Annotated in this window: 20 protein-coding genes and 4 tRNA genes; 8 read left to right on the top strand and 16 right to left on the bottom strand. The window is 58.3% G+C overall.

All coding sequences use genetic code 11. The features are described from left to right. Positions 1-102 precede the first annotated feature (102 nt). A complete protein-coding gene (locus AC19YY_RS04140; protein ID WP_170043770.1) occupies positions 103-2,994 on the top strand; it encodes a ribonucleoside-diphosphate reductase subunit alpha in 2,892 nt (963 codons plus the stop codon). A gap of 102 nt (positions 2,995-3,096) precedes the next feature. Here AC19YY_RS04140 and AC19YY_RS04135 read toward each other — a convergent pair whose 3' ends face one another. The 8 genes from AC19YY_RS04135 to AC19YY_RS04100 all read right to left on the bottom strand — a co-directional run bounded on the left by AC19YY_RS04135 (position 3,097) and on the right by AC19YY_RS04100 (position 10,407). Then, positions 3,097-4,104, bottom strand: coding sequence for a hypothetical protein (locus AC19YY_RS04135; RefSeq protein WP_169955261.1), 1,008 nt, complete (start codon positions 4,102-4,104; stop codon positions 3,097-3,099). A 218-nt stretch (positions 4,105-4,322) separates the two neighbouring features. Then, positions 4,323-5,642, bottom strand: a complete 1,320-nt coding sequence (gene flgE, locus AC19YY_RS04130; RefSeq protein ID WP_169955180.1) for a flagellar hook protein FlgE — start codon at positions 5,640-5,642, stop codon at positions 4,323-4,325. 31 nt (positions 5,643-5,673) lie between these two features. Beyond that, positions 5,674-6,405: a flagellar hook assembly protein FlgD gene (gene flgD, locus AC19YY_RS04125; protein WP_170056925.1), complete on the bottom strand. Its 732-nt coding sequence runs from the start codon at positions 6,403-6,405 to the stop codon at positions 5,674-5,676. Positions 6,406-6,421: 16 nt separating this feature from the next. Next, complete coding sequence (flgC, locus tag AC19YY_RS04120) at positions 6,422-6,865, bottom strand: flagellar basal body rod protein FlgC (protein WP_169955178.1); 444 nt, start codon at positions 6,863-6,865, stop codon at positions 6,422-6,424. Between the two features lie 3 nt (positions 6,866-6,868). Further along, positions 6,869-7,276, bottom strand: coding sequence for a flagellar basal body rod protein FlgB (flgB, locus tag AC19YY_RS04115; protein WP_057439685.1), 408 nt, complete (start codon positions 7,274-7,276; stop codon positions 6,869-6,871). Positions 7,277-7,512: 236 nt separating this feature from the next. Then, positions 7,513-8,400, bottom strand: coding sequence for a hypothetical protein (locus tag AC19YY_RS04110; RefSeq protein WP_170056924.1), 888 nt, complete (start codon positions 8,398-8,400; stop codon positions 7,513-7,515). A 203-nt stretch (positions 8,401-8,603) separates the two neighbouring features. After that, on the bottom strand, positions 8,604-9,431 hold the full coding sequence (gene cheR / locus AC19YY_RS04105) for a protein-glutamate O-methyltransferase CheR (protein WP_057439687.1): 828 nt from the start codon (positions 9,429-9,431) through the stop codon (positions 8,604-8,606). Positions 9,432-9,474: 43 nt separating this feature from the next. Further along, on the bottom strand, positions 9,475-10,407 hold the full coding sequence (locus AC19YY_RS04100; protein WP_169955176.1) for a chemotaxis protein CheV: 933 nt from the start codon (positions 10,405-10,407) through the stop codon (positions 9,475-9,477). A gap of 81 nt (positions 10,408-10,488) precedes the next feature. On the opposite strand from AC19YY_RS04100, the gene flgA reads away from it, so the two are divergent. From flgA to AC19YY_RS04080, 4 genes are all read left to right on the top strand, one after another. Continuing rightward, a complete protein-coding gene (gene flgA, locus AC19YY_RS04095; protein WP_170043773.1) occupies positions 10,489-11,253 on the top strand; it encodes a flagellar basal body P-ring formation chaperone FlgA in 765 nt (254 codons plus the stop codon). Between the two features lie 141 nt (positions 11,254-11,394). Beyond that, the gene (flgM, locus tag AC19YY_RS04090; RefSeq protein ID WP_057960432.1) at positions 11,395-11,712 is read left to right on the top strand and encodes a flagellar biosynthesis anti-sigma factor FlgM; all 318 of its coding nucleotides are present in this window, start codon (positions 11,395-11,397) and stop codon (positions 11,710-11,712) included. A 48-nt stretch (positions 11,713-11,760) separates the two neighbouring features. Beyond that, on the top strand, positions 11,761-12,228 hold the full coding sequence (locus AC19YY_RS04085; protein ID WP_500603881.1) for a flagella synthesis protein FlgN: 468 nt from the start codon (positions 11,761-11,763) through the stop codon (positions 12,226-12,228). 95 nt (positions 12,229-12,323) lie between these two features. Further along, complete coding sequence (locus tag AC19YY_RS04080) at positions 12,324-13,073, top strand: flagellar regulator YcgR PilZN domain-containing protein (protein WP_169955173.1); 750 nt, start codon at positions 12,324-12,326, stop codon at positions 13,071-13,073. A 60-nt stretch (positions 13,074-13,133) separates the two neighbouring features. Here the strand turns inward: AC19YY_RS04080 and AC19YY_RS04075 are convergent, their stop codons facing one another. Next, the gene (locus AC19YY_RS04075; RefSeq protein ID WP_169955172.1) at positions 13,134-14,513 is read right to left on the bottom strand and encodes an MFS transporter; all 1,380 of its coding nucleotides are present in this window, start codon (positions 14,511-14,513) and stop codon (positions 13,134-13,136) included. Between the two features lie 376 nt (positions 14,514-14,889). Then, positions 14,890-14,966, bottom strand: a tRNA-Arg gene (locus AC19YY_RS04070). Positions 14,967-15,286: 320 nt separating this feature from the next. On the opposite strand from AC19YY_RS04070, the gene AC19YY_RS04065 reads away from it, so the two are divergent. From AC19YY_RS04065 to AC19YY_RS04055, 3 genes are all read left to right on the top strand, one after another. After that, complete coding sequence (locus tag AC19YY_RS04065) at positions 15,287-15,511, top strand: hypothetical protein (RefSeq protein WP_169955166.1); 225 nt, start codon at positions 15,287-15,289, stop codon at positions 15,509-15,511. Between the two features lie 11 nt (positions 15,512-15,522). Beyond that, entirely contained in the window at positions 15,523-15,702 is a 180-nt protein-coding gene (locus AC19YY_RS04060; RefSeq protein ID WP_169955165.1) for a PA3371 family protein, read from the top strand. A gap of 401 nt (positions 15,703-16,103) precedes the next feature. Beyond that, positions 16,104-16,430 carry an Arc family DNA-binding protein gene (locus tag AC19YY_RS04055; RefSeq protein WP_029294475.1) on the top strand — a complete coding sequence of 109 codons (327 nt, stop codon included), beginning with the start codon at positions 16,104-16,106 and terminating at the stop codon, positions 16,428-16,430. A 96-nt stretch (positions 16,431-16,526) separates the two neighbouring features. Here AC19YY_RS04055 and mgtE read toward each other — a convergent pair whose 3' ends face one another. The 6 genes from mgtE to AC19YY_RS04025 all read right to left on the bottom strand — a co-directional run bounded on the left by mgtE (position 16,527) and on the right by AC19YY_RS04025 (position 20,439). Then, the gene (gene mgtE, locus AC19YY_RS04050; protein WP_169955164.1) at positions 16,527-17,969 is read right to left on the bottom strand and encodes a magnesium transporter; all 1,443 of its coding nucleotides are present in this window, start codon (positions 17,967-17,969) and stop codon (positions 16,527-16,529) included. A 369-nt stretch (positions 17,970-18,338) separates the two neighbouring features. Next, positions 18,339-18,415 (bottom strand) — tRNA-Arg (locus AC19YY_RS04045). Positions 18,416-18,487: 72 nt separating this feature from the next. Then, a tRNA-Arg gene (locus tag AC19YY_RS04040) sits at positions 18,488-18,564 on the bottom strand. A gap of 108 nt (positions 18,565-18,672) precedes the next feature. Further along, positions 18,673-18,763, bottom strand: a tRNA-Ser gene (locus AC19YY_RS04035). Between the two features lie 62 nt (positions 18,764-18,825). Then, a complete protein-coding gene (gene csrA, locus AC19YY_RS04030) occupies positions 18,826-19,014 on the bottom strand; it encodes a carbon storage regulator CsrA (protein WP_003178872.1) in 189 nt (62 codons plus the stop codon). Between the two features lie 183 nt (positions 19,015-19,197). Beyond that, on the bottom strand, positions 19,198-20,439 hold the full coding sequence (locus AC19YY_RS04025) for an aspartate kinase (RefSeq protein WP_038442619.1): 1,242 nt from the start codon (positions 20,437-20,439) through the stop codon (positions 19,198-19,200). Positions 20,440-20,459 lie beyond the last annotated feature (20 nt).

Genomic DNA, 20,459 nt, shown 5'->3' with positions numbered 1-20,459 from the left:
AGGTTGTTATGCCAGGCCAAGGCCTGTTGTAAGTGCTTCAGGACGGAACGGTGGGCACCGTGATGGTGCCCAAATAAATATAGAATGTGGAGACAACCCCCCATGCAAACCGACACAACTCGCGAGAACCCGCAAGGCTCCGTGCCGCAGGGCGCTGATTCGAATATGGATCTGTCCGCCACCGCGCCCGGCCAATTGCGCGTGATCAAGCGTAACGGCACTGTCGTTCCTTACACCGATGACAAAATCACCGTCGCCATCACCAAAGCGTTTCTTGCAGTTGAAGGCGGCACCGCTGCCGCTTCGTCGCGTATCCACGACACCGTTGCCCGCCTGACCGAACAAGTCACCGCGACCTTCAAGCGTCGCATGCCCTCGGGCGGCACCATTCACATCGAAGAAATCCAGGACCAGGTCGAACTGGCCCTGATGCGTGCCGGCGAGCAGAAAGTGGCCCGCGACTACGTGATCTACCGTGATTCGCGTGCCAAGGAACGTGCCGTACACGCACCGTCCGCCGAAGCCGTGCAAGCTCACCCGTCGATCCGCATCACCCTGGCTGATGGTTCGTTCGCGCCCCTGGACCTGGGCCGCCTGAACACCATCATCACCGAAGCCTGCGAAGGCCTTGAAGAAGTCGACGGCGACCTGATCCAGCGTGAAACCCTGAAGAACCTGTACGACGGCGTGGCCCTGACCGACGTCAACACCGCCCTGGTGATGACCGCCCGTACCCTGGTTGAGCGTGAGCCGAACTACTCGTTCGTCACCGCCCGCCTGTTGATGGACACCCTGCGTGCCGAAGGCCTGGGTTTCCTGAAAGTCGCCGAGAGCGCTACCCACCACGAAATGGCCGACCTGTATGCCAAGGCCCTGCCTGCCTACATCGCCAAGGGTATCGAATTCGAATTGCTGAACCCGATCCTGGCCACCTTCGACCTGGAAAAACTCGGCAAGGCCATCAACCACGAGCGTGACCAACAGTTCACCTACCTGGGCCTGCAAACCCTGTATGACCGTTACTTCATCCACAAGGACGGGATCCGCTTCGAACTGCCGCAGGTGTTCTTCATGCGCGTGGCCATGGGCCTGGCGATCGAAGAGAAGAACAAAGAAGACCGTGCCATCGAGTTCTACAACCTGTTGTCGTCCTTCGACTACATGTCGTCGACCCCGACCCTGTTCAACGCCGGCACCCTGCGTCCACAGCTGTCGAGCTGCTACCTGACTACCGTGCCGGATGACCTGTCGGGCATCTACCACGCGATCCATGACAACGCCATGCTGTCCAAATTCGCCGGCGGCCTGGGCAATGACTGGACTCCGGTTCGTGCACTGGGTTCGTACATCAAGGGCACCAACGGCAAGTCCCAGGGCGTTGTACCGTTCCTCAAAGTAGTGAACGACACCGCTGTAGCCGTAAACCAGGGTGGCAAGCGCAAAGGCGCAGTGTGTGCGTACCTGGAAACCTGGCACATGGACATTGAAGAGTTCATCGAGCTGCGCAAGAACACCGGTGATGATCGTCGTCGTACCCACGACATGAACACCGCCAACTGGATCCCTGACCTGTTCATGAAGCGCGTCTTCGATGACGGCCCGTGGACCCTGTTCTCGCCGTCCGAAGTACCAGACCTGCACGACCTGACCGGCAAGGCCTTCGAAGAGCGCTACGAGTACTACGAAGCCCTGTCCCAGTACCCAGGCAAGATCAAGCTGTTCAAGACCATCCAGGCCAAAGACCTGTGGCGCAAGATGCTGTCGATGCTGTTCGAAACCGGCCACCCATGGTTGACCTTCAAAGACCCGTGCAACCTGCGCAGCCCACAGCAGCACGTGGGCGTGGTCCACAGCTCGAACCTGTGCACCGAGATCACCTTGAACACCAACAAGGACGAGATCGCCGTTTGCAACCTGGGCTCGATCAACCTGCCGAACCACATCGTGGGCGGCAAGCTGGACACCGCCAAGCTGGAACGCACCGTCAACACCGCCGTACGCATGCTCGATAACGTTATCGACATCAACTACTACTCGGTGCCACAGGCGCAGAATTCCAACTTCAAGCACCGTCCGGTCGGCCTGGGGATCATGGGCTTCCAGGATGCTTTGTACCTGCAGCACATTCCCTACGGTTCGGACGCTGCGGTCGAATTCGCCGACAAGTCCATGGAAGCGGTCAGCTACTACGCGATCCAGGCTTCCTGCGACCTGGCCGACGAGCGCGGCGCCTACGAGACGTTCCAGGGTTCGCTGTGGTCCAAGGGCATCCTGCCGCTGGACTCGCAACAGATCCTGATCGAGCAGCGTGGCCAGAAGTACATCGACGTTGACCTCAACGAATCCCTGGACTGGGCGCCGGTACGTGCCCGTGTGCAGAAAGGTATTCGTAACTCCAACATCATGGCCATCGCACCGACCGCGACCATCGCCAACATCACTGGCGTGTCGCAGTCGATCGAACCGACCTACCAGAACCTGTATGTGAAATCGAACCTGTCGGGCGAATTCACCGTGATCAACCCGTACCTGGTCCGCGACCTGAAAGCCCGCGGCCTGTGGGACTCGGTCATGATCAACGACCTGAAGTACTACGACGGTTCGGTGCAGCAGATCGAGCGCATCCCGCAAGAACTCAAGGAGCTCTACGCGACGGCCTTCGAAGTGGACACCAAGTGGATCGTTGACGCCGCCAGCCGTCGTCAGAAGTGGATCGACCAGGCCCAGTCCCTGAACCTGTACATCGCCGGTGCTTCGGGCAAGAAGCTCGACGTGACCTACCGCATGGCTTGGTACCGTGGCCTGAAAACCACCTACTACCTCCGTGCCCTGGCCGCGACCAGCACCGAGAAGTCGACCATCAACACCGGTAAGCTGAACGCTGTATCCAGCGGCAACCACGGTGATGATTCGGTGCTGGCTGCTCCAGCCGGTCCGGCGCCAGTGCCAAAGGCCTGCGCGATTGACGAGCCGGATTGCGAAGCTTGCCAATAAGCTGAGCCCGCCCTGGGGCTAACCCTCCAAGGCTGAAAAGCCCCCGATACACCCAAAGTGTATCGGGGGCTTTCTTTTGCCCGGAAAAACCCTCGTACGAGACTAGATCAACACGGTGGCTATACCCGATGCAGGCACACCGCCTCGCTGCCCCCACAGCTCAATGCGGCCGTTAATCACCGCCATCGAATGGCCGCCGTACTCCACCGTCCCGACCTTGCTGTTCCTCAAGTCGGCATCGGTCGCCTGCCTGTAAAGCCCCTTGAGCCCTATGCGGTCCAAACCCTCTCGCGAATACTCTCCATCGTTAAGGGTCTTGATGGCATCCTTGAAACTGCGCGCAGCCTTACCATCGTTGTTTTCCATCTGGGCCCGCTTGGCGCTCGCGGCAAATATGAAGTTGGCGGACGTTATCATCGAAGGATCATCTCCCTCGAATCGGGCCTCCTTTGCGGCCTCCTTGAATTCTTCCTTGGAAAAATGAACCTTGTATCCATCGCGCATCGTCACGTCATAGCCATCGCCCGCCCCTTTAACCTCCTTGAACACATCCGTAGGCTCCTTGCCATACCGCATCATGGCGGCCTTTATTGCGGAAACCGTCACACAATTGCCGTCAGGCCCTTGCTTGAAACCACTCCAGATATTGCCCGATTCTTTACCGGTTCCCGGCTTTTGCCCGGGGTTGCTGTTATCAGGCTTGTAGTTGAAATAATTCCTCCCGTTGGTATAAGGCTTATCGGACATTTTTTCGGCAGGGCCAAACCCCGCAGGGTTCACTCTACCGCCGCCGCCACCGCCACCTCTTGGCGATGGCGGGCTGGGTGGCGCTACGTCATCACTGGGAAACCATTCGTCCAGCATCCGCTTGAGAAACTCGAGAAACTTGCTATCCGCGCTCTCGCCCAGCTTGTTTAGCGCCTCCTTGAATTTTTCGTCACCCATTTTCTGGCGCAGATCATTCAACTTGTCGCGCAGATCCTGCACCGTCTGAGTCTTGCCGGCTTGCTCGGCATCGAACAGTTGGCTGAGCAACGTCTTGACCGTCGACGCTTCGCCAGCAGGCCCAACGGCAGGCAACACCGTCGGTGCCGCAGCCGGTGTGAACATCACGCGCCCCGTACCTGGTGCAGACCACCCTAGACTCTCCATGCTCCGCCCTCCCAAGATTGGTGAGCCAACAGGGCTCTGGCCCCATCAGTGGCGAAGCAGGAGCGGAGTGTTCCTTCCCATGCATTTCAACGCGTTACCTGATGCTCTGCGCTGGGTTTTCCTACGCCCACAAAAAAGCCCCTCCTAGGAGGGGCTTCTTGTGCAGCACTAGCGCATCAGGTCATCTGAATGATGGTCTGCATGATGGTGCTCTGGGTGGAAATGGTCTTGGCGTTCGCCTGGTAGTTGCTCTGGGCCTTGATCAGGTCCACCAGCTCATTGGTCAGGTTGACGTTGGAGTTCTCCAGGGAGTTGGCCACGATCGAGCCCAGGGTCCCGGCTTCTGGTGCATCGTAGCCAGGCTGGCCAGAGGCGAAGGTTTCTTTCCAGGTGGTGCCACCTGCGGGCTGCAGGCCTTGCTCATTATTGAAGCTGGCCAGGGAGATCTGGCCGATGGCCTTGCTCTGCTGGTTGCTGAAGGTGGCGAACAGCACACCGCTGCCGTCGATTTTCAGCCCGGTGATTTCGCCGGTGGCATAGCCATCAGTGATCGGCGGGTTGCGGTAGCTGGCCGAGTTGTACTGAGTGATATCGGACATGTTGATCGCAATACCGCCCGGGTTGGCAGCAGCCCCGTTGTCAGGGTTCCACACGCCATTATCCATGACGCCCGGCTTCCAGTTGCTGATGGTCAGGGTGGTGTTGGATACGGTGCTTGGCGGAGTGACGATCCCCTTGAGCGTGCCTGATGTATCAAATGTCACCGTGGAGGCCACCGGCGCAACCGCACCTGTGCCCTTGACCGGCGTACCGTCAGGATTGCGTCCGTCGATCAGGGTGTAGGACTTCCAGGTATTGGAGCCGGTTTTCACCATGTACTGCACCATCTCATGGGCATTGCCTTGAGTGTCATACAACGTGGTGCCGTACTGCTCGGTAAACGTGCTCGCTTCAGTCGGATCAAACGGGCTGGTCGTCTGGTCGATCACCGGCTTGGAGGAGTTCAGGTTGCTGCTGGAATCAACCTTGGTCGACGCTTTGGGCGGCAAGTTGGACAGGTTGATCCGCAGGTCGGTCAGGCCGCTCTTGGAGATTTTGCCATCTTCATCGGCAGCGTAGCCCTGCAGGCGCGAGGTGCCGGTGTTGTTGGTGATGTAGCCGTCCTTGTTCGCCTGGAACGAGCCATTACGGGTGTACTCCAGCGAGCCGTCGCTACCCTTCTGCACGAAGAAGCCGCCGCCCTGGATACCCATGTCCAACACGCCACCGCTGCCGTTGACTTCACCCTGGGTGAATTGCTGGGAGACCGCCGCCAGGTTAACGCCCGTGCCGATGGTTTTATTGCCAGTGCCCAAGCGGGACGCCGCGTAAATGTCGCCGAACTCTGCGCGGGACGACTTGAAGCCAGTGGTCGCGACGTTGGCGATGTTGTTGCCGGTCACGTCCAGTTGTTTGTTGGCCGCATAGAGGCCGCTAAGGCCGATATTAAAAGACATGTTTCTCTCCTCTTGCCGTATCTAGCCGGCTCTATGTACCGATAGTCTGAATTTGCGACAGCTTGATGCTGCCCATGCCGCCAGAAAGATTGAGCAGCATTTCGCCGCCAGTCTGGCTCAAGGTCACGCTGGTGACCGTGGCCGGCAGCGAGGTTTTCAGGGCAACCGAATCACCAGCGTCATTCTTGGTGCTGGCCGCGAAGGTGTAGGTGCCGGAATCCAGCTGCTCGCCCGCCTCGTTCTTGCCGTCCCAGATAAAGTCCGACTTGCCGGCGCTCTGGGCGCCCAGATCGATGGTCTTGACCAGCTTGCCGTCCTTGTCGGTGACCTTGACGGTGACGTTGCCCACCGACGAACCCACGGCGACCGAGCCGGTGAAGCTCTTGCTGGTGTCGACCATGGCCTTGTTGGTTTCGATAATTACCGAACGCCCGACCAGCGACGAGGCTTGCAGCGCCTGCGACGACTTGTAGTTGCCGGTGATGGTGTTCACCGAGTCGTTCAGGGTGTTGATGCCTTCCAGGCTGCTGAACTGCGCCAGTTGCGCGACGAACGCGCCGTTGTCCTGGGGCGACAGCGGGTTCTGGTTCTTGAGCTGGGTAACCAGCAGTTGCAGAAACGCATCCTTGCCCAGGGACTGGTTGCCCGAGGCCGCCTTGGCCGTGTCGGCCAGGTTGCCCTGGCTGGACTTGGCATCCTTGACCTTGGAGTCGAACAGACTCTGGATCGTCGACTGATTCGACACATCGTTAGTGACAGACATGCTTTAGCGCCCCTTATCACTGACCGAGGGTCAGGACCTTCTGCATCATGGCTTTGGCGGTGTTCATCATTTCCGCGTTGGTCTGGAACGAGCGACTGGCGGAAATCATGTCAGCCATTTCCTCGACCACGTTGACGTTGGGGTAGTACACGTAGCCCTTTTCGTTCGCGGCAGGATGATTGGGCTCGTAGCGCGCTTCGAGGTTGCTCTGGTCTTCGACCACCCCCAGCACCTGGACGCCCTGGCCGGCAGCATCCTGGCTCTGGAACAACGAATCGCTGCCGCCGTTCTGACCGGCCTGGAACATGGTGGCGAACACCGGGTGCCGGGCGCGGTAGGTCTGGTCGATGCTCGACGACACTGTCTCGGCGTTGGCAATGTTACTGGCGACCGTGTTCAGACGCGTGGTCTGGGCGCTCATGCCACTACCGGCAATATTGAAAACACTGGATAGAGACATGGCTTACTCTCCGCGCAGGGCTGACATCAGCCCTTTGAATTTGCTGTTGAGCAGGGTGAAGCTGGCCTGGAAGTTCACCGAGTTCTCGGCGTAGTTCGATTGCTCCAGCTGCGCATCGACGGTGTTCTGGTCGATCGACGGCTGCATCGGCGTGCGATACATCAGCGACTCATCGCCACTGCTCAGGCCCTGGGCTTCGATATGACGGTTATTGGTCATGTTCAAGGCGAAGGAGCCGTTCTTGGTCTTGTCGCTCTGTGCGGCGAGCACGGCGGCAAAGTCCAGGTCCCGAGCCTTGTAGTTCGGGGTATCGGCGTTGGCGATGTTGTTAGCCAGGACTTCGGCACGCTGGGCGCGGAAGCCCAGGGCTTGTTCGTGGATACCGAGCGCTTTATCGAAGCTGATGCTCATGGCGGAAACCTTTAGGGGCTGACCTGCTTTTCGTAACAGGGTTATAGCAAGCCCCATGCCAGGTTTATCAACCCCAATAAATCAAGGGGTTAGGCAGGCATTGCCGGCGGCAATGGCGCAAAAGCGGCAACGCTTTTCCGCGAAACGTCAGGAAAGCGGCAATGGGCATTGCCGTTTAAAGAAAGCGGCAGGAGCCGGATTGCCGGTTCCTGCGGAGGTGGCCTGGAGGAGTGCCATCAAGTCAGAACCAATACGTTCTCTTTCCATTCGTGCCCCCTGCCATCGGAAATCTTGCCCGCCGTGGCTCTCTGTCCCACTTTGCCCCAGCGCTCCTCCATTCCCCCAATTACCGCCATCGAGTGCGCGGTACCGGCACCGCCCACATCCTTGTCTATCGTACCCACCATGCCACTTTGCAAGTCGCGCAAAGTCCCCTGTCTGACATGATCCTTCAGGCCCAACCGGACAAACACATCCTTGGTGTACTCACCGTTTTTAAGAGAGTCCAAGGCCTTGGCATAGCTGTGCCCTGATCCTTCGTGGTTTTCGTTCTGCGCCCGCTTGGCACTGACGGCGTATATAAAGCTGGCGTCCTTGATCATCGCGGGATCACTTCCTTTGAGCCCGGCGTGCTGGGTGGCCTGTTGCAGTTCCTGCCGGGTCAAATCCACGGTTTTCCCATCCCGCATGGTGACATGGTAGCCATTGGCGGTTTTCTTCACGTCCTTGAAGATATCGGTCGGTTTCTGGCCAAAACGCTGCATTGAGGCCTTGATGGCTGAAATAGTGGCGCAGTTGCCGTTTTCACTCTGGAAAAAACCGCCAAAAATATCCGCGGTTTTTCTCCCCGGCGTCGCGCTATTGGAAGGAAAAAAATTGTTGTGAGCCAGGGCAGAATTACCGCCGGATGGATAAGCGCCATAATTGAAAGGCTGGCTCGAAGCCCTGGGATTACCCGAGACAAAATTCATACCCGGCGGCCTGGGGCCATGGGCGCCAAATACAGGCCTTGAACCTGCCTGCCCTCTTCCCGCCAAGGGATCATCGATACGCCGCTGTTCAACTGAAGAATCGAATGCAAACCGTGCACCTTGCGGACCGTACCCTGATGAAACGTTTCCCATACACCCTCCTCCTGGTGAGCGCGACGAAGAGCCAATCCCACCGTCGCAAACACGACTTTTCGTATTGGGCGGGCTGAATTTGCCCACCCAATGCTGGGTGGTGAGGAAGGAAACATCAGTTCCAGCAGGGTACGCCCCAGGATCGCCGGACAAAAAAAAGGAGCCCCTGGGGGCTCCCTTATGCGTCGACTCAGCTCAAGCCATCACTTGGCCTGGTAGATAATGCCTGGGCTGCACTGCACCATCTGGTAATGATCCGGCAAACCGTTCAGCGCCTCGGACGCGCCGAGGAACAAATAGCCGCCGCGCTTGAGCGTACCGTGGATGCGCAGCAGGATGTCCTTCTTCACTTCAGCCGAGAAGTAGATCAAGACGTTGCGGCAAAACACGATGTCGAACTTGCCAAGGCTGGCGTAGCTGTCCAGCAGGTTGAACGAGCGGAACTCCACCCGGCTCTTGATCGGCGCCTTGACCGCCCAGCGCCCGGCGCCCTTGGGGTCGAAGTAACGCTGCAGGCGCTCCGGGGACAGGCCGCGGCCCAGGGCCAGGCTGTCGTATTCGCCGGTCTTGCAGTTGGTCAGCATGGTGCCGGACAGGTCAGTGGCAACAATTTGCACCCCGGCCTTCAACTGGCCCATGTTGGTCCGTTCGAACTCATCGATGGACATCGACAGCGAATAGGGTTCCTGCCCAGACGAACACGCCGCCGACCAGATGCGCAAGCGCTGGCCAGGGCTAGCCTTGATGGCCTCGGGCAATACCTTGTTCTTGAGCACCTCGAAGGGGTAGGTGTCACGAAACCACAGGGTTTCGTTGGTAGTCATGGCATCGACCACCATCTCCTTGAGCCCGCTGCGCGGTTGGCCCTGGATGCGCTGTACCAACTCGCCCAGGGACTTGATGCCCTGCTGCTCCATCAATTTGTTGAGACGGCTTGATACCAGGTATTGCTTGTTTTCACCGAGCAATATGCCACAGGCTTTTTCCAGGAAGACCCGGAACTGTTCGAAATCCAAATTACCCGTAGACAATGAAACCGCCTCTTAACTCGTGTGACCGCCAGGGAGAAAGCCCCTAGCCGTGATCTGCAGATTTGATCCGTTCAACGACCCGGGATGCCAGGTCATCAGGACGGAATTTGGCCAGGAAGTCATCGGCACCGACCTTCTTGACCATTGCCTGGTTGAATACACCGGACAATGAAGTATGCAGGATGATATGCAATTTTTGCATGCGTGGGTCGTTGCGTATCTCGGCCGTGAGGGTGTAGCCGTCCATTTCCGGCATCTCGATGTCGGAAATCATCATCAGGAATTCTTCTTCCGGCTTCTTGCCTTCATCCACCAGCTTGCGCAGGTAGTCCAGCGCCTGGCGGCCGTCATTGAGCGCCACCACTTCGACACCGACGGTCTGCAGACACCGGGACACCTGCTTGCGCGCCACCGACGAGTCATCCACCGTCAACACCCGCAGGGACACGGCCTTCTGCTGGGTCTGCTCATCCACCACCCCCACCGAAATATGCTCCGACGTCGGCGCCACTTCCGCGAGGATCTTCTCCACGTCGATGATTTCCACCAACTGGTTATCGACCCGCGTCACTGCCGTGAGGTAGTGGTCGCGCCCGGTGCCCTTGGGTGGTGGATGGATCTCTTCCCAGTTCATGTTGACGATACGTTCCACCGAGCGCACCAGGAAACCCTGGGTCTTGGTGTTGTACTCGGTGATGATCACAAACGGGTTCTCGCGATCCTGCAAACCGGCAGAACCGGTGGCCATCGCCAGGTCAAGAATCGGAATCGTCGAGCCACGGATGTTGGCCACGCCACACACCACCGGGTTGGACTTGGGCATTATGGTGAGCTTGGGGCATTGCAGCACCTCCCGCACCTTGAAGACGTTGATGCCATATAGCTGCTTGCCATCGAGTCGAAACAGCAACAACTCCAGGCGATTCTGCCCTACCAGCTGTGTGCGCTGGTTCACTGAATCCATTACACCCGCCATGCCCAGACTCCTACGCTACAAAACTTACGGGTACGACGCGCCCCCAACACGAAACGGCACGCGCTTTGCTTTTTATTGGCCATGGACATCAAAACGACAGTTTCCCGACGCCTTCGCTCGCCACAGTACCGCAGATTACTCTGCGCCTGGATGGCGTTGCTTGCCTTGGGCGCAGGCCACCAGGCCCACGCCGACAACGTCACCTTGCCTGATCTGCTTATCGGCGTCACTCAAGGCTTTCTTGAGTTCACTGTAGAAGATTATCTGGCGAGCACCCAGACACCGGGCCGTTATGAAATCCAGGTCAACCAACTGGACCCGCGTTTGCGCATGCCCATGTGCGACAAGGAATTGACAGGCTCCCTGGAAAGCCCCGCCCAGCCCATTGGTCGCGTGACCGTGCGCGTGCGCTGCGACGGCAGTTCGCCCTGGACCGTGTTCGTGCCGGCCCAGGTCCGGTTGTTTCGTGACGTAGTGACCGTTACTCGCCCGCTCAAGCGTACCGGCATCATCGGCTATGAAGACGTGGCCCTGCGCGAGCGGGACATCAGCCAGATCAGCCAGGGCTACCTCACCTCCGTGGACCAGGCGGTCGGGCAGAAACTGACCCGACCAATGGTAACCGACCAGGTCATCACCCTGGTTCACCTGGAACAGGCAGAAGTGGTGCGCAAAGGTGACCAGGTGGTGATATCCGCCAGCAGTGGCGGCCTGAACGTGAAAATGCCGGGGGAAGCCCTGGCCAATGGCGGGATGAGCGAACAGATTCGCGTGAAGAACCTGAACTCCAAGCGCGTGATCAAGGCTCGGGTAACAGCGCCTGGCCAGGTGGAGGTCGCGCTATAGATCACTGGCGTGGGACGCTGGCTTTTCCTACACTGTGCCCGAGATCACGCTGTGCACAGGTTTATTGTCGATCGAGCCTAAAGTTTGTCCGGGTATGGCCGAAAACATGGCAAGCGTCCAAATACCCAGAGGTTTTTTAACATGGTCATTGATTTCAGCCGATTGAACAGCGCCCAGGCAACGCCCGGCGGCACGCGTACCAACGCGGCCAAGGACAGCGTTGAAGCCAAGGCCCCGGCACTGCCCGCCAAGGCAGAACAAACCGCTTCGACCCAAAGTGGCGAATCGGTGCATTTGAGCAACGAGGCTCAACAGTTGCAGAAGATCACGGACTCGCTGCGCGATCAGCCAGTTGTCAATAAAGCCCGCGTGGCCGAGTTGAAACAGGCGATTGCCGATGGCAGCTATCAGATCGACAACGACCGTTTAGCCGGCAAAATTATCAAAGCCGAGCGCTAGGCCAAGGCCTGCGCCAGGCTTTTGGACGCTTAAAACCCAAGGCCAGCCATGCACGACGAAAATCTGCTGCACCTGATCACTGAAGACCTGGCTCCCGCGCAACACCTACTGGAGCTGCTTCAAGACGAATTCGTAGCCCTGTGCGGCCGCGATATGCGCCTGCTGGAAGATATCCTGGCACGCAAGCAATCGTTGATCATCCTGCTTGAACAACACGGCCAGAAACGCAGCCAGATCCTGCTCAGCCTGGGCCTGCCCGCTGATCACAGCGGCCTGGAGCAGTTGGCCAGCCACTCGTCGGTCGGCGACCAGTTGCTGGCCCAGAGCGCAGCGCTCAATGAGTTGTTGATCAACTGCCAGCAAGCCAATGTGCTCAATGGCCAGTCGATCCAACTGCAGCAAGCCACCACCGCCAACCAGCTGCGCATCCTCCATGGCGGCGAACCTCCAGCACTGTATAACGCCCAGGGCTCCACCTCACAGCTGGTCAAGCCCAGCACCCTCAGCCAAGCCTGACGCCGGTTTATTGCGCGCCCTATCAAGGCGTGCCACATGCTGGCAAAATGCCGGTTCTTGCGTGTAGTCGTATTTTGTCTGGAGATGGAAGAACCGTGTTCAACACCCTTAGCGCGGAAGATGCTCCGCAGCCCCCCAAGGTCCTCACCACCCCTCTGGAAATTGCCAGCACCCTGCGGCTGCTGCAAGAGAGCCACGACCCGCTGATCATCACCTTCCACGAACGCAACCAGCGCTTCCAAAGCTACCTGGTGGATGTCGACAAGGACAGCAAGACCCTGAGCCTGGACGAAATGATCCCGCCCGAAGGTGAACGCTATCTGGAGAATGGCGAAGCATTTCGTATCGAAGGCTTTCACGAAGGCGTGCGCGTGGCCTGGGACAGCAATGGCCCGCTGACCATCGGCGCAAAGGACGGCCACCGCATCTATAAAGGCAGCCTGCCGGAAGAAGTGGTCTACCATCAGCGCCGCAATGCCTTTCGCGCGGCATTGAAACTGGCGCAACTGGTGAATATCGAACTGGGTGGCGAGAAACTCAAGGCGCCTATCAGTGGCAAGCTGCTGGATATCTCCGCCACCGGCTGCAAGCTGCGTTTTGAAGGTGATATCTCCGAGCGCCTGCAACTGGGCCAGGTGTACGACCGCTTTATCGCCGCCCTGCCCTTCGGCAGCATGACCACGGCGGTGGAGCTGCGCTACCTGCACTTCGAAGAAAGGATCAACACCACCTTTGCCGGTGTGCGCTTTCACAACATGAGCGGCCTGGTGCAGCGCCAGGTTGAGCGGTTTGTCTACCAACTGCAGCGCGAGGCGCGACGGTTCGATAAAGACGACGACATGTAAGCGCCAAACCACAGGCACAAAAAAACGGGCAGCTCCTTTGGGAACTGCCCGTTTTTTGTTTCAGGGACGGGCCCGGCTCAGGTCATGCGGGTGTTCATCCGGGTCAGGATGCTCCGGCGGCTCGGGCTCGGGCTGCGGCTCCATCTCCGGCTCTGCGTCGGGCGCAGGCTCTGGCGCGGCGGTTTGCATCTGGTCCTGGACCACCTGCTCATCCACCCGCGGGTCGAGGGCTGCCACCAATGGCGAACTGGACATGCTGTCGGGCATGGCCACGTGGTGCAACGGCGCGTCGTCCACCTGATGCAGGTTGGTCACAGCCTTGGGGCGAATACGCCAGACCAGGATCAATGCGCACAGGCTGAAGAAGGCATAGAGCATCTGGTTGCCAAACAGCTTCATCACCACGCCGGCCAGCAACGGCCCGATACTCGCGCCCACCCCGTAGGTCACCAGCAACATCGCGGTGAGCGACACTCGGCGATCACCTTCGACATGGTCATTGGAAAATGCCACGGCCAGCGGATAGAGGCAGAACTGCACCAACGAACACAGGAACCCGGCGATAAACAGCACTTCCAGCGGCACCTGGGTCATGATCGCCAGCGGCAATGCCGCCACCGCCAGGCACAGGGCGAAACAGCGAATCAACAAGGCGCGGTCATAGCGATCGGACAGCCAGCCCAGCGGCCACTGCACCAACAGGCCGGCAAAAATGCAGCTACCCATGAACAGGCCGACCTGTTCGGTGCTCAAGCCCTGTTGGGCCGCGTACAGCGGCGCCAGGCCGTAGAAGGACCCGACGATCAGGCCCGCCCCCAGCACCGTACTCAAAGACTGCGGCACACGCTTGATAAAAAAGCGCGGCTCCATCGGCGCCGGATGCAAGGGCGCGGGGTGAATACGCCGGGTCATGGCGACCGGCACCAGGCACAGGGCAAAACACAGCGCCACCAGCATCAGCAACTCAAGCCCCAATTGGGGGTGCATGACCAGAATCAGTTGGCCCAGCACCAGGCCCAGGTACGACGCGATCATATAGCCGCTGAACACCACGCCACGCTGCTTGGCATCCGCCTGCTCGTTGAGCCAGCTCTCGATCACCATGTACTGGCACATCATGCCGAGGCCGACGATTATCCGTAGCACGATCCAGGCCGGCAGCCAGTCCACCAGGCCATGGCCCAGCACCGCCGCACCGACAATCCCGGCACAGGTGGCATAGGCCCGAATATGACCAACGCGGGCGATCAGGCGATGCCCGATCTTGCCACCCAGCACCAGGCCAAAATAGTTGGCCGCCATCAGCGCACCGACCCATAGGCTGTCGACGTTATCCGCCGCCAGGCGCAAGGCCAGGTAAGTACTGAGCAGGCCGGAGCCGATCAGCATCATCAAGGAGGCGAAATAAAGGGCTCGAAAAGATTTCCAGATCTGGCGCATCGGCGTTCCGAGCGGCTCCTTGCAGTGGGTGTCAGGCAATTCGCACTAGCCTGAGGGCGAAGCGTCGTTAAGCCCAGGCACCCAACTACACAGGCACCCAGGGGCATTTTGATCCAGCAAGCGGCACAACCTCGGGATCACCGAAGCATGCAGCCTTCGATGAACTTGGCACCCAACAGTTCCTTCGCTGTTCAGCTACGTGTCAGACGCATCCAGACCGGGGGCGAGGTACAAGGTTTTAACAATATATCTCGCCAGCCAGCCCAAAGGCACTGGCCAAGCGGCCAAGAAAACAGCCGCCCATAAAAAAACCCCGCCAGAGCATTCTGATCGGGGTTTTTCAGCGTCTCGGCCAGGGTAGAGGTGAGACTGCAAATGGTGTCCCAGGGCCGGTTCGAACGGCCAACCTTCCCCTTAGGAGGGGGATGCTCTATCCAATTGAGCTACTGGGACTTATGACAGGCGCAAGGCCAAATGGCGTCGCGACAGACGGCGTGCATGTTAACGGCCAAGGTGAGTTTTGTCATGTCGTCCGCAAGCTTTTTAGGCGTAAGCCGTTAACGCGCCCACCTCCTGCCTACAGGGCTGCCAAGACCCATCGTGCAAAATGCACTAGCACGAAAGGCCATCATTGCATCTTGCAACGAGCCATACTTTTGAGATCAATCTAACATACTGTTTTTTAAGGATTTTTATCAAAATAGCAGCTGGCACGATGACTGCACTCTTTACCCTTAACAATCTGTCCTGCACATGAACACGGGGAAACACCCATGAACAGCACCCTCCTGCTTCTGAATGCCCTGGCCCTGGCGGTACTGGTGATGTTCCAGTTCCAGACCAGTGGCGATAGCGATGCAGCGCAGATCAGCCACACAGGCAGCCACCAGACCCAGCAACGCGCGCAACTGGCAGTGATGACAGCCAATGGGCAACCCTCTGTTCAGTTGGCACAAGGCGCGCAGGCCGCCGGCACTTCTGAGCACTGGATTTTCTAAGCGAGCCGATCATGACCAAGACCACCTGGCTGTTTTTCATTCTGACCCTCATCACCGGCGTCATGGGGCTCAGCGCCACGTCGAATGATTGGCACACCCTTTCCCTAGGCGCCTGCGCCGTATTCGCCAGCGCGTGGGTGATTGCCGCAATTGTCGGGCGTCGCTTCAAGTTCGACCCGGTTCTGCGCTGAACAACCGATTCACCCCCCGCCCTCCTCACCTCACCTGTCGCCCGACCTTATGTCGCCTGGGCGCGCAAATCGGCCATTTGCCACTAGTCTTAAAAATAAGGGCAAAAGGCCACATTGCTATAGGATGTGCGCCGCAAGACCCTCGGGCATCGAGAGCCTGCGCTGCGAATACTGCGCAGAAAAGTTTTCTAACCAGTCCGCAAATTTGATAATGAGTACTGGCATAAAGCCTGTAGTCAGTTCAATATTTGTCACAGAATTGACGCCAAGGAACCGGCAAATCTGAGGCATGATGCGGCCTCTTTGCAATTCAGGTTGAACATTTGTCCGCAAACCTTGTCCTAACACACATGTTGCGGCCAATTCCAAAAACCGCTCCCCTGAACTAACCGGTTAAATATATGCGCCCATTGAAACAGGCAATTTATTCCAGCCGTACGGCTGACAAGTTCGTCGTACGTCTGCCAGACGGAATGCGGGAACGCATTGCCGAGGTGGCTCGCAATCATCACCGCAGCATGAACTCTGAAATCATCGCGCGCATGGAGCAAAGCCTTATTCAGGAAGGCGCTCTGGGTGATGAGCTGAGCATGCGTATGGACAGCCCGGAGCTGTCACTGCACGAACGCGAGCTGCTACAGCGGTTTCGCCAACTGTCCCACCGTCAGCAAAATGCGCTTGTGTCGCTGATTGCCCATGACGTTGAGGCAGCCGCAGAAGCCGAATAACCGGCAACTGAAAGCTGAAGCCAGCCTTGCGCTGGCTTTTTTTTGCGTGTTTTTTTACTTTGGATGCAGGAGCCGGCTTGCCGGCCCCTATTGGGTTCAAAGCAGGAAGATCGTCGCCAAGCCCAGGAAGATGAAGAAGCCACCACTGTCAGTCATGGCCGTGATCATCACACTGGCGCCCATCGCCGGATCGCGCCCAAGGCGCGCAAGGGTCATGGGGATCAACACCCCCATCAAGGCCGCCAGTAGCAGGTTGAGGGTCATGGCCGCAGTCATGACCACGCCCAGGGACCAGCTGCCATACAGCAGATAGGCCACCACCCCAATAACGCCCCCCCACACCAAGCCATTGATCAGGCCCACCGCCAATTCCTTGCGCATCAGGCGCGAGGTATTACCCGTGCTCACCTGGTCCAGGGCCATCGCCCGCACGATCATGGTGATGGTCTGGTTACCCGAGTTACCACCAATACCGGCCACGATCGGCATCAGCGCCGCCAACGCCACCAGCTTCTCGATAGAGCCTTCGAACAGGCCGATCACCCGCGAGGCAATGAACGCAGTAATCAGGTTGACCGCCAGCCACGCCCAACGGTTGCTCAGGGATCGCCAGACTGACGCAAAAATATCTTCCTCTTCACGCAGACCCGCCATGTTGAGGACTTCGTTTTCGCTTTCCTCACGGATCAGGTCGACCATCTCATCGATGGTCAAACGGCCGATCAGCTTGCCGTTCTTGTCGACCACCGGGGCCGAAATCAAGTCATAACGCTCGAATGCCTGGGCGGCATCGTAGGCGTCTTCATCGGGATGAAAGCTCACCGGATCGCTGGCCATGACCTCGGCCACTTGTTTGTCCGGGTCGTTGACCAGCAGGCGCTTGATCGGCAGCACGCCCTTGAGGATGCCCTCGTAGTCGACCACAAACAGCTTGTCGGTGTGCCCAGGCAGTTCTTTGAGGCGCCGCAGGTAGCGCAAGACCACTTCCAGGCTGACATCCTCACGGATAGTCACCATCTCGAAGTCCATCAATGCGCCGACTTGCTCCTCGTCATAGGACAACGCGGAGCGCACGCGCTCACGCTGCTGACCGTCGAGGGTCTCCATCAGCTCATGGACAACATCACGGGGCAGCTCAGGGGCGAGGTCGGCCAGTTCGTCGGCGTCCATCTCCTTGGCCGCAGCCAGGAGCTCGTGATCGTCCATGTCGGCGATCAGGGTTTCACGCACCGAGTCGGATACTTCGAGGAGGATGTCGCCATCGCGATCAGCCTTGACCAACTGCCAAAGCGTCAGACGATCGTCCAGCGGCAGGGCTTCAAGGATGTAGGCGACGTCGGCAGAGTGCAGGTCATCGAGCTTGCGCTGCAATTCGACGAGATTCTGCCGATGGACCAGGTTCTCGACCCGGTCTTGATGAGGACCTTCCTGGCGATGGGTCAGATCTTCGACCACACGCTGGCGCTGCAGCAGCTCGACGACTTGAGCCAGACGATCCTGCAGGCTTTCTTGTGTTTTCTTTACTTCTACTTCGGTCATAGGCGAACTCCACTCCCAGCAGCGGGGCACGCCGGAAGGATCAATCAGTCAATTCATGATTGGTAAAACGGGGTACTGAGTAACTACTGGGTAAGTCCATGGAGGTATTCCACAAGCCCCGGCGGGGCTGACGGGCGCAATGATACACCGTGCGCCCGCTTTAAACGTTAAAAAACTGGAAAGAACAAGCGCTTGCACAACAAAGCTGAGTGTTGGCCACACGTATGAAACTGCGACGACAGCCATAGAAAAGAAAACACATGGGCGAGAGAAAAACCTGCGTGGCCGAGACTATTCCTACGCAGGCCGCCAGGAAAGTAAAAACCCCAGACGGCAAAAAGCCCGCACTAGGCGGGCTTTTTGTTTGTATGGTGCACTCGACAGGATTCGAACCTGTGACCGCTCGGTTCGTAGCCGAGTACTCTATCCAGCTGAGCTACGAGTGCAGATTGTGGTTTTATACCAGATCACAACTGGTTGGAGCCAAGTTACCTGCATTTCTGCAACTAACTCTTAAATGGTGCACTCGACAGGATTCGAACCTGTGACCGCTCGGTTCGTAGCCGAGTACTCTATCCAGCTGAGCTACGAGTGCATTTGTTGCCGCGCATTATAGGCCGTTCAATCTCTATGTAAAGCTATTTTTTCGTTTAATTTCAACAACTTAGCGAAAAAACCAGATTGCAACGTACTAAGCAAATAATGGCGGAGAACGGGGGATTCGAACCCCCGACACCCTTTTGAGGTGTACTCCCTTAGCAGGGGAGCGCCTTCGGCCACTCGGCCAGCTCTCCGCAACACGGGGCGTATATTAACCAGCTTCATCCCCGTTTGCAAACATAAAAAACGATAAAAATTAATGGCTTGGTTCGTCGTCCTTCTCTTTCTTGATCCGCAGGTAGATTTCCTCACGGTGGACGGCCACCTCTTTGGGGGCATTGACCCCAATCCGCACTTGATTGCCTTTGACGCCGAGCACGGTCACGGTGATTTCGCCATCACCAATAATCAGGCTTTCTGCGCATCGACGAGTCAGAATCAGCATACCTTTCTCCTCACGCATTTCATTTCGGGAACAACAGTCTGCAAAAAAAGGCCTTGGGCCTATAACCCATCGGCCATGGCCCTGCATGCCTAAGTATTGTCGAGCACGGGCAAAAGAACAGGCCTGGGCCATCACCCGGCAAAAAAGAAAGGCGCGGATCAACCGCGCCTTCCTGGCAACGCGTTACTCGCCCTGTCGGGCCGGCGCGTCCAGTTCGAAAGCGGTGTGCAGTGCACGCACAGCCAGCTCCAGGTACTTCTCTTCAATCACCACCGACACCTTGATCTCCGATGTGGAGATCATCTGGATATTGATGGTTTCCTTGGCCAGGGACTCGAACATGCGGCTGGCAACGCCCGCATGGGAGCGCATACCCACACCAACGATCGACACCTTGGCGATCTTGGTGTCGCCGACCACTTCACGCGCCCCGATTTCCTGGGCAGTGTTCTGCAGGATACGCTCGGCCGCATCGTACTCGTTGCGGTGCACGGTGAAGGTGAAGTCGGTGGTGTTATCGTGCGCAACGTTCTGCACGATCATGTCGACTTCAATGTTCGCCGCACTGATCGGCCCAAGGATCTTGAAGGCCACGCCCGGGGTGTCTGGCACGCCACGGATGGTCAGCTTGGCTTCATCGCGGTTAAAGGCGATGCCGGAAATGATCGGCTGTTCCATGGATTCCTCTTCATCAATAGTAATGAGGGTGCCCGGACCCTCTTTAAAGCTGTGCAATACGCGCAGCGGTACGTTGTACTTGCCGGCAAACTCCACCGCACGGATCTGCAACACCTTGGACCCGAGGCTGGCCATTTCCAGCATCTCTTCGAAGGTGATCTTGTCCAGGCGCTGGGCCACGGACACTACGCGCGGGTCAGTGGTGTAGACGCCGTCCACATCGGTGTAGATCTGGCATTCGTCAGCCTTCAGGGCTGCCGCCAGTGCCACGCCGGTGGTGTCGGAACCGCCACGGCCCAGGGTCGTGATATTGCCGTGCTCGTCAACGCCCTGGAAACCGGCGACAACCACCACGCGACCGGCCTTCAAGTCACCACGAATCTTCTGATCGTCGATCTGCAGGATGCGCGCCTTGGTATGCGCGCTGTCCGTGAGGATCCGTACCTGGGTGCCAGTGTAGGACACCGCCGGCACGCCACGCTTGTTCAGCGCCATGGCCAACAAAGCAATGGTCACCTGCTCACCGGTGGACACGATCACATCCAGCTCACGCGCCAGCGGAGCCTGATCACCACTGATTTGCTTGGCCAGGTCGATCAGGCGATTGGTCTCGCCGCTCATGGCCGACAGCACCACCACCAGGTCGTCGCCGGCATCGCGGAATTTCTTAACCTTGTCGGCGACCTGCTCGATTCGTTCGACAGAGCCGACCGAGGTGCCTCCAAATTTCTGTACGATCAAAGCCATTTCTAAGCCGCCTCAGCCCG

This window comes from Pseudomonas sp. MF09156 (assembly GCF_059862305.1).
This window is presented reverse-complemented; position numbering and strand designations above follow the sequence as displayed.